At 43.7% G+C, this 8,444-nt stretch carries 12 protein-coding genes; all 12 read left to right on the forward strand.

What is annotated here, in order from left to right; translation table 11 throughout:
- Positions 1 to 542: 542 nt before the first annotated feature.
- Positions 543 to 848, forward strand: coding sequence for a PqqD family peptide modification chaperone (locus F6J99_RS36755; RefSeq protein WP_293120650.1), 306 nt, complete (start codon positions 543 to 545; stop codon positions 846 to 848).
- Positions 832 to 1,278, forward strand: a complete 447-nt coding sequence (locus F6J99_RS36760; RefSeq protein WP_293120652.1) for a lasso peptide biosynthesis B2 protein — start codon at positions 832 to 834, stop codon at positions 1,276 to 1,278. The genes F6J99_RS36755 and F6J99_RS36760 overlap by 17 nt, the downstream gene beginning before the upstream one ends.
- On the forward strand, positions 1,275 to 3,293 hold the full coding sequence (locus F6J99_RS36765) for a lasso peptide isopeptide bond-forming cyclase (RefSeq protein ID WP_293120654.1): 2,019 nt from the start codon (positions 1,275 to 1,277) through the stop codon (positions 3,291 to 3,293). Before F6J99_RS36760 ends, F6J99_RS36765 begins: the two co-directional genes overlap by 4 nt.
- 7 nt (positions 3,294 to 3,300) lie before the next feature.
- Positions 3,301 to 3,609, forward strand: coding sequence for a lasso peptide (locus tag F6J99_RS36770; protein WP_293120656.1), 309 nt, complete (start codon positions 3,301 to 3,303; stop codon positions 3,607 to 3,609).
- Between the two features lie 102 nt (positions 3,610 to 3,711).
- Positions 3,712 to 3,906, forward strand: coding sequence for a lasso peptide (locus F6J99_RS36775; RefSeq protein ID WP_293120658.1), 195 nt, complete (start codon positions 3,712 to 3,714; stop codon positions 3,904 to 3,906).
- 90 nt (positions 3,907 to 3,996) lie between these two features.
- A complete protein-coding gene (locus F6J99_RS36780; RefSeq protein WP_293120660.1) occupies positions 3,997 to 4,203 on the forward strand; it encodes a lasso peptide in 207 nt (68 codons plus the stop codon).
- Positions 4,204 to 4,293: 90 nt separating this feature from the next.
- Positions 4,294 to 4,491 carry a lasso peptide gene (locus F6J99_RS36785; RefSeq protein WP_293120662.1) on the forward strand — a complete coding sequence of 66 codons (198 nt, stop codon included), beginning with the start codon at positions 4,294 to 4,296 and terminating at the stop codon, positions 4,489 to 4,491.
- 91 nt (positions 4,492 to 4,582) lie between these two features.
- Positions 4,583 to 4,792 carry a lasso peptide gene (locus tag F6J99_RS36790; RefSeq protein WP_293120664.1) on the forward strand — a complete coding sequence of 70 codons (210 nt, stop codon included), beginning with the start codon at positions 4,583 to 4,585 and terminating at the stop codon, positions 4,790 to 4,792.
- A gap of 242 nt (positions 4,793 to 5,034) precedes the next feature.
- Positions 5,035 to 5,970, forward strand: a complete 936-nt coding sequence (locus F6J99_RS36795; RefSeq protein ID WP_293120666.1) for a hypothetical protein — start codon at positions 5,035 to 5,037, stop codon at positions 5,968 to 5,970.
- Between the two features lie 33 nt (positions 5,971 to 6,003).
- A complete protein-coding gene (locus tag F6J99_RS36800) occupies positions 6,004 to 6,156 on the forward strand; it encodes a hypothetical protein (RefSeq protein ID WP_293120668.1) in 153 nt (50 codons plus the stop codon).
- Between the two features lie 186 nt (positions 6,157 to 6,342).
- The gene (locus tag F6J99_RS36805) at positions 6,343 to 8,160 is read left to right on the forward strand and encodes an ABC transporter ATP-binding protein (protein ID WP_293120670.1); all 1,818 of its coding nucleotides are present in this window, start codon (positions 6,343 to 6,345) and stop codon (positions 8,158 to 8,160) included.
- Between the two features lie 125 nt (positions 8,161 to 8,285).
- Positions 8,286 to 8,432: a hypothetical protein gene (locus F6J99_RS36810; protein ID WP_293120672.1), complete on the forward strand. Its 147-nt coding sequence runs from the start codon at positions 8,286 to 8,288 to the stop codon at positions 8,430 to 8,432.
- The last annotated feature ends 12 nt before the right edge of the window (positions 8,433 to 8,444 follow it).

Here is an 8,444-nt window from a genome sequence, read left to right on the forward strand (position 1 = left end):
ATTTCATTTCGATCTTTCCATCTTTGATATTTTTACAACAATCAAAGCAGGAGCCACAGTTATTCTACTCTCACCGGCTTTATCGGTCTTTCCTATTAATCTAGCTAAATTCATTGCTGCAGAGAAGGTGTGAATATAGGCCCATAAAATAGGTCGAAATAGGGAGATAGTAGGCCGAATTTTGCAGAAGTGGTTCGGACTAAAATTTAAATGCCTAATTGCTGTAAGCAATTAGAAATAGGTGGCGAACTCTAGCAGTATCAGGATGACTGCACTAGGAATATTATGGCAAGCCTTTTGGGTTTATGGGTTTTAACAACTCGTTTATAAACCCGATATCAAGCAATACTAGCTTACCAATAACTCTTCAAACTAATCAAGTTATTCATCTACTATACCCTAACTTTACTCAAAATAACAACCATCAGGGCTAATCAAGCATAGCAATCTTGGGAATTACTCTCAATCCATTAATTATAAACCCATATAATTCCCTCACTAGTTTTAGATAACAGCAATAATTACTTGGAGAATAAAAAATCATGAGTTTGGATTGTACTATCTCACAATCTTCAATTGTAGTAGCAGCTCAAGAGCAACTATCTTCTGATATTGGAGGAGAGGCAATCATCCTCGACATCAAGTCCGGAGTTTACTATGGCTTGAATACCGTAGGTGCTAGCATCTGGAATCTGATCCAGGAACCGAAAACCTTAGACGAAATTCGGAATGCACTGCTAGCAGAGTACGAAGTTGAGCCGGAAAAATGCGATCGCGATCTGTTGACATTACTCCAAGAATTCGCAGCAGTTGGGCTAATTGAGGTAAAAGATGAAGCGGTTGCGTAAGTTCTTGCGCCTTACTAGTAGAGAACGTCAACTTGTGATTAAGACGTTCATCTTACTAGGATTAATCAGACTAGGGCTATGGTTACTACCATTTCACAGATTGCGGCGACTGCTAACAAAAATCAGTCAGCCATCACCTCAAGCTCAAGGCGTAAACCAAACTAACCTAAGCAAAATTGTCGGAGCTGTTAATCTTAGCAGTCGCTACATGCCAGGTGGTGTCAAGTGTTTAGCTAGAGCATTAAGCACACAAGTACTGATGAGTCGCTGTGGTTACTCCCCTCAACTCAGAATTGGAGTTGCCAAAGGGGAGGGAGGAAAATTAGAAGCTCATGCATGGGTGGAAAACCAGGGACAGGTTGTGATCGGCTATCTCAGAGACCTTTCACGGTTTACCCCACTACCATCGTTTAAAGGAGGCAAACTATGAGTGGCATTGTCGGGATTTACTACCTCGACCAAGAACCAATAGACCGGGAAAATATTGGGCAAATGTTAGATATCCTTGCCCACCGGGGACCCGACGGAGCAGATATCTGGTGCGAGGGGTCTGTTGGTCTCGGTCATCGGATGCTGTGGACTACCCCTGAATCGCTGCTGGAAAAGTTACCTCTAGTTAATCACTCCAGAAATCTAGTTATTACTGCTGATGCTCGGATTGATAATCGAGAGGAACTGATTGTTGCTCTAGAGTTGAACCACCTTCCAGCAGAAAAAATTACCGATAGCCAACTGATCTTAGCCGCTTATGAAAAATGGGGAGAGCAGTGTCCAGAGAAACTATTAGGTGACTTTGCCTTCGCTATCTGGGATAAGCACAAGCAGATCCTCTTCTGTGCTAGAGACCATGTTGGAGTTAAGCCTTTCTATTACTATCACCAATCCGGTCAAGGGTTTATTTTTGCCTCCGAAATCAAAGCACTCTTCTGTTTACCCTTTGTACCAAGGCGTCTTAACGAAGTCAGAATGGCTGACTATGTCGCCCTGATGATGGAAGACAAAGTTATCACCACCTATCACGACATTCTGCGGCTTCCTCCTGCTCACACCATGGTCGTTAGTCAGTCAGGCATAGAGCTAAACTGTTACTGGTCTCTAGACCCCAATCGTGAGCTGATCTTAGACTCAGACGAAGCCTATGCTGAAGCATTTCGTGACATCTTTACCGAAGCCGTTCGTTGTCGTCTCCGTAGTGCTTTTCCCATTGGTTCTCACTTGAGCGGTGGATTAGATTCTTCCTCAATCACTTGTGTAGCCAGGAAACTACTAGGTGAAGCAGGAGATGCTCAACTCCACAGCTTCTCCAACATTTTTGATAAAGTGACTGAGTGTGATGAACGTCCCTTCATCAATGCCGTTTTAGAACAGGGTGGGCTGATTCCCCACTATGTCCATGCTGATCAGTTTGGTCCACTGTCAGATGTTGACGAGATTTGGCAGTATGAAGACGAAGCCTTACTTGGTCCAAGTCATCATTATCCTTGGCGACTGAGTCAAGCTGCTCAGCAAGCAGGGATGCGAATTGTTTTAGATGGTCTCGATGGCGATAATGTCGTGTTTCATGGTGTGTCTAGATTGACAGAATTAGCCCATCAAGGACAGTGGGAAGCCTTTGTCCAGGAAGCTGAGGCATTTTCCGAACATTTTGGTAACTCACCCCAAAGGCTGATTAAACACTACAGTATCCTACACCTAAAAACACTGGCAAAGCAGTTACGCTGGATTGCCTTTGCTAAAGCTGTACATCAGATTCACAAGCGTTTTGGCATCTCCCGTAAGCACCTGTTGGTCAATCATGGACTCAAGGCGTTAGTTCCCGAAGCAATCAAGCAACTTTGGCGAAAGTGGCGCAGAAAAGACAAATTAGCTAGTTCTGTTGCACCTTTGGTTAACCGCAACTTTGCTGAACGCATTGGTATTGATCAGCGTATCCAAGCACTCGACAAATCAGATCAACCATCACTCACAGTCAGAGAAGACCACTGGCGTAATCTAAGCCAAGGTATATTTCCCCTCATTCTAGAGCAGCTCGACCGCTACAATGCTGCATTTTCCCTCGAAGCTCGTCATCCCTTTATGGATAAGCGGCTACTTGAATTCTGTCTAGCACTGCCTTCCGAGCAGAAACTCTACCAGGGATGGAGTCGGATGGTGTTGCGCCGTGGCATGGCAGATATTTTACCAAAAGCTGTCCAGTGGCGAGGAGGCAAAGCCCATATGGGTCCAAACTTTATTCACGGTCTGCTCACCTTAAATCGTCAGGTATTCGACGATGTGATCTTGAATAAGCTTGAACTCATTGAAGGGTACGTTGACACAGACTTTCTGAGACAAGTTCATCGACGCATGACCTCAGGAGGCAGGGTGCGAGAAAAAGACTGCATGACAGTCTGGCAGGGAATCATCTTGGCGTTGTGGCTTGACCGCACCCAAGTGACACCCTAAGTCTAACTTGGCAGGGAATCTACTTGGGATTGTGGTTTGGGCACAACCAAGAAACACCGTAAGTCCAATTCAGGCTGTAACTACCGTAAATTACTATCAGCAAAAGGAAAGTAAAACCATGCTAAAAACTTACACTACACCAGAGATGATTGTTCACGGCACCATTGAGGAGCTGACTGAAGTCACTGGGCCTGATCGGATTAAAGATGTCCTGATTTTCAATGGTGATCTCTCTAATGAGGTGGCTGACTCAGATGACTCATATAGTCTAGACTGCGATAACAATGGTAATTGTGAACCGTTCAAACTACAGTAACAGGATTACGACTGGTGATAGTGAGTAATTAGTGAGTAGTTAATAGTTTAAATCAGGGTGTGACTACCTTAAACCCACAATAAGTACAACCAAAGTAACACCATGCTAAAAACCTACACTACACCAGAAATGATCGTTCACGGTTCTATTGAAGAGCTCACCGAAATCAGTGGACCTGATCGGATGGCAGATGTCCTGATTTTCAATGGTGATTTGAATAATCCCGCAGCTGAATCCGATGACTCAAGCAGCCTAGACTGCGATAACAATGGTAATTGTGATTCGTTCCAACTCTAGTAACAGGATTACTACTGATGATGAGTAATCAATAGTTTAAATCAGGGTGTGACTACCTTAAACTACAATAAGTACAAGGAAAGTAACACCATGCTAAAAACCTACACTACACCAGAGATGATTGTTCACGGTTCTATTGAGGAGCTAACCGAAATCAGTGGGCCTGATCGGATTGCCGATGTGCTGATTTTTAATGGTAATTTGGCTAATCCCGCAGCTGAATCAGATGATTCAATGAGCCTGGACTGCGATAACAATAATAATTGTGATCCGTTCAAACTAGAAGACCGTCAGTAACACGATTACTACTAGTAATAGTGATTAATCAATAGTTCAAATCAGGGTGTGACTACCTTAAGCTACCATCAGCAAAAGGAAAGTAACACCATGGAAAAGAGCTACGCTACTCCAGAGATGATTGTTCACGGCACCATTGAGCAGCTCACCCAAATCATTGGACATGATCGGATGGCAGATGTCCTGATTTTCAATGGTGATTTGGATAATCCCGTAGCTCAATCAGATCACTCATACAGCCTAGACTGCGATAACAATGGTAATTGTGATCCGTTCAAAGAACGATAACAGGATTACTACTAGTGATCGTAATTAATCTATAGTCGTTCCTCAGGGTGTGACTACCTTAAGCTACCGTCAGCAAAAGGAAAGTAACACCATGGAAAAGAGCTACGCTACACCAGAGATGATTGTTCATGGCACCATTGAGGAGATCACCCAACTCGGTGGAGTTAATACTCCGTTAGATGTCCTGATTTTCAATGGTGATTTGGCTAATCCCGCAGCTGAATCAGATGGCTCAAGCAGCCTAGACTGCGATAACAATGGTAATTGTGATCTGTTCAAACTAGAAGACCGTCTACCGTAACAAGATTAGCACTGGTGATGGTAAGTACTCAATAAGAATAGCGCTATCACCAAGGGCGACAAAGGCATTGTCTACTACTAGCAAGATCATCCCTAGGCAACTCCCACCTCGATTGCCTAGCACTCCCCAAGTCGTTACTCCTGCAACACTGACTCAGCAGAAGGGTCTTGGGAAGAGTTAGGGGAAGCGTTTTCTGCTATCAAGTTCTCCGATCAAGTTAAACCTGCTCCTAAGTATCAATTATGTACATCTATACGGCCTACAACCTTTGTATTCACTCAGAGATCCCCTTACCCGAGCTGATGGACTCTGATGGTTCCCCTGATGTGATCATACGTTTCGGGAAATTGAGTCATCTTCCTCCAGAAACAGCCAATTGGAGCAACCGTGTCCTTGGGGAATTGCATGGCAAAGCAAAGGTTTTAATAGAAGATGGGCGAGAGATTACTATCGAACCTGTGACAGGAGCGGACAACTCTAAGCTCAGCCCTAACATCCTTGGCGCTTGTATGTCTGTAGTGCTACGACAGCGGGGATTGCTAGTGCTCCATGCCAGCAGCATTGTAGTCAACAATCAAGCGATCGCATTCATGGGTGGGTCAGGCTGGGGTAAATCCACCTTAGCAGGAGCGTTTCATCGGAAGGGTTATCAGATCATAACTGATGATGTCATGCCTGTCAACCTTGATGACGGTTATCCTTTAATTATTCCTAGCTTCCCTCAGATTAAACTTTGGCCATCGGCAGCAGATTCTCTAGGACACAATTCTAAGAACTTACCTCCTCTTTACCCAAACGCACCAAAGCTTTCCTACACATTCACTGATGGGTTTCAACGCACTGCTGTACCCCTGAAGCGGCTCTATGTATTGGCCAAGGGAGACCAACATCAGATTACCAAGCTAACGCCTCAACAAGCTTTCCCTCAAGTAGTTCGTCATAGCCGTGATGTAGATGTGCTAATCGCTCCAGACTGTGTTAGTACTCATCTGCGTCAATGCGCCAATCTAATCAAGACTGTATCTATCTGTCGCTTCACCAGAAAGCCTAATCTAATGGAACTTCCTGATCTAGTGGCCTTGGTAGAGAAAGATATCGAAGAATTAACTACTTCTGATAGTAGTAAAAACAATACCCTCAACACTAGACTTCTTGCAGAAGTCGGGAACAGGGAATAGGAAAAGATAGGGAAGTGTAGGAGGTGTGGGGAGATGGGGAGATGGGGAGATGGGGAGATAGGAAATCAGATCAGCAACTGGTATGGTTTGGTACCTTCACGACTGGATGAAGACAATACTTTTCCAAGAGGTCTAGTAAAGCTTCAACCTTGGCCTTTCGGCCACGCTACGCGAACAACGAAATAACCTTAACCCAAATAACCTTCCACTTTTAATCTTAAACCAAATAACCTTCAACCTTCAACCAACTAACCTTCAACCAACTAACCTTCAACCAACTAACCTTCAACCAACTAACCTTCAACCAACTAACCTTCAACCAACTAACCTTCAACCAACTAACTTTCAACTAACTAAACTCTAACACAAAAAATGGGAGCAGGCAAAACTTTAAGAACAAAAATCCAGCAAACATTACGCCTTTTGCCTGCACTGCGTCTAGTCTGGCAAAGCAGTCCCTTTTGGACAGTCGCTCGCGTAGGACTTTTGCTGGTTCAGGGGATATTACCTCTACTATCAATTTATCTTACTAAACTAATAATTGATACAGTAACTGACGGATTACTTAATGCTGATAAACAAGCGGTTTTTCGTGATGTTTTACTTTTCCTAATCTTAGCCGGTACAGTTACGCTTGTTACTACTCTTTTGAACTCGTTAGGTGAAGTAGTCAATACTGCTCATTCTCAGCGAGTGACTGACTACATGCAAGGGATTATTCATGGTAAATCCCTTGAAGCTGACTTAGAGTACTACGAAAATGCCCGATACTACGATACGTTACAACGAGCTCAACAAGAAGCGCCCTACCGACCGCCCCGAGTTCTAAATCGTCTCACACAGATAGCTCAAAATAGTATTTCCTTGTTAGCGATGGTGAGTTTATTACTCTCCCTCCATTGGGGAATTGCTGGAATTTTATTTATTGCTGCCATCCCTGCTATGGTGGTGCGGGTAAAATACTCGAGGGTTATCTATCGTTGGCAGCGTAAAAAAACACCCATGGAACGGCAATCCATGTATTTGGGTTATATGCTAACCTCAGACCAGTTTGCTAAAGAAATTCGCTTGTTTGATTTAGGGGTTTTCTTTACTGACTGGTATCGTCGAATCCGAGAGCAACTTTATAAAGAAAAAGTAGCCATTGCCACTGGACGCTCCTTTGCTAACTTCGGTGCTCAAGCCGTTGCGGGAATGTTAATCTTTTCTGTCTATGGCTTTATTGTCTATCAAACTGTTCATGGGGATTTGCGCTTAGGAGATTTAGTGCTGTATCACCAAGCATTGCAGCGGGGACAAAATAATATTCGAGCGTTACTAACTAGTATATCTGGCCTTTATGAAGATAACTTATTCTTAGCTAACCTCTACGAATTTCTGGATCTAAAACCTAACGTTGTTGAACCAACTTATCCCAAATCAATTCCCCACTCCATGAGCCGTGGTATTGTTTTCGATCATGTTAGTTTCCAATACGGTACTACAACTCGTAAGGCACTTACAAACATCAACCTCACGGTGCGACCAGGGGAAACTATCGCCCTAGTAGGAGAAAACGGTTCCGGTAAAACAACCTTAATTAAACTCTTGTGTCGTTTGTACGATCCAACCGCTGGCAGCATCACCATTGATGGGATTGATATCCGCAATTTTAAAATAGCTGACTTACGCCGCCAAATCAGTGTGATTTTCCAAGACTACGCTAAATATAATTTCACAGCTAAGGAAAATATCTGGTTAGCGGACATTGATTTACCACGAGATCACGAAACAATTATTGATGCTGCTCGTCGTTCTGGTGCTGATGAGGTTATCACTAGTTTACCCCAAGGGTATAATACCATGCTGGGGAAATTGTTTGACCAAGGGGAAGAACTTAGTATTGGTCAATGGCAGAAAATAGCCTTAGCACGAGCTTTTTTACGAGACTCTCAGGTGATTGTATTAGATGAGCCTACCTCTGCTATGGATCCTAAGGCAGAATACGAGGTATTTATGAAATTCCGCGAACTGATCGAAGATCAAGCTGCTATTCTGATCACCCATCGCTTATCTACTGTAAAAATGGCTGACCGGATCTATGTGATGGACCAAGGTTCAATTGTAGAAAGCGGTACCCATTCGGAACTGATGCAGTTAGATGGTACTTATGCCCATTTGTTTGAAACTCAGGCTAAAAATTATCGCTAACTTGAAGGTAAGCTATCAGCTATCAGCTATCAGCTATCAGCTTATGTGCTACCCACACGCGTGCGCGTTCAGCTAATGCACTATGGGCATAAGCTAACCGCTAACCGCTAACCGCTGACTGCTGAATGCTGAATGCTGAATGCTTACCTTATGACTTCCCTACTCCCTACTCCCTACTCCCTACTCCCTACTCCCTACTCCCTACTCCCTACTCCCTACTCCCTACTCCCTACCCCCTAGCTAATGCTATAGCATTTCCATTTGAGATGTGAACATAGAATTAA

The organism is Moorena sp. SIO4G3 (assembly GCF_010692305.1).
GTDB lineage: Bacteria > Cyanobacteriota > Cyanobacteriia > Cyanobacteriales > Coleofasciculaceae > Moorena > Moorena producens_A.

Bases quoted from the DNA above. Each gene is read 5' to 3' on its own strand.
- F6J99_RS36775 (WP_293120658.1), top strand. From the start codon at position 3,712: ATGCTAAAAACCTACACTACACCAGAAATGATCGTTCACGGTTCTATT.
- F6J99_RS36805 (WP_293120670.1), top strand. From the start codon at position 6,343: ATGGGAGCAGGCAAAACTTTAAGAACAAAAATCCAGCAAACATTACGC.
- F6J99_RS36765 (WP_293120654.1), top strand. From the start codon at position 1,275: ATGAGTGGCATTGTCGGGATTTACTACCTCGACCAAGAACCAATAGAC.
- F6J99_RS36760 (WP_293120652.1), top strand. From the start codon at position 832: ATGAAGCGGTTGCGTAAGTTCTTGCGCCTTACTAGTAGAGAACGTCAA.
- F6J99_RS36790 (WP_293120664.1), top strand. From the start codon at position 4,583: ATGGAAAAGAGCTACGCTACACCAGAGATGATTGTTCATGGCACCATT.
- F6J99_RS36800 (WP_293120668.1), top strand. From the start codon at position 6,004: ATGGGGAGATGGGGAGATGGGGAGATAGGAAATCAGATCAGCAACTGG.
- F6J99_RS36795 (WP_293120666.1), top strand. From the start codon at position 5,035: ATGTACATCTATACGGCCTACAACCTTTGTATTCACTCAGAGATCCCC.
- F6J99_RS36810 (WP_293120672.1), top strand. From the start codon at position 8,286: ATGCTGAATGCTGAATGCTTACCTTATGACTTCCCTACTCCCTACTCC.
- F6J99_RS36785 (WP_293120662.1), top strand. From the start codon at position 4,294: ATGGAAAAGAGCTACGCTACTCCAGAGATGATTGTTCACGGCACCATT.
- F6J99_RS36780 (WP_293120660.1), top strand. From the start codon at position 3,997: ATGCTAAAAACCTACACTACACCAGAGATGATTGTTCACGGTTCTATT.
- F6J99_RS36755 (WP_293120650.1), top strand. From the start codon at position 543: ATGAGTTTGGATTGTACTATCTCACAATCTTCAATTGTAGTAGCAGCT.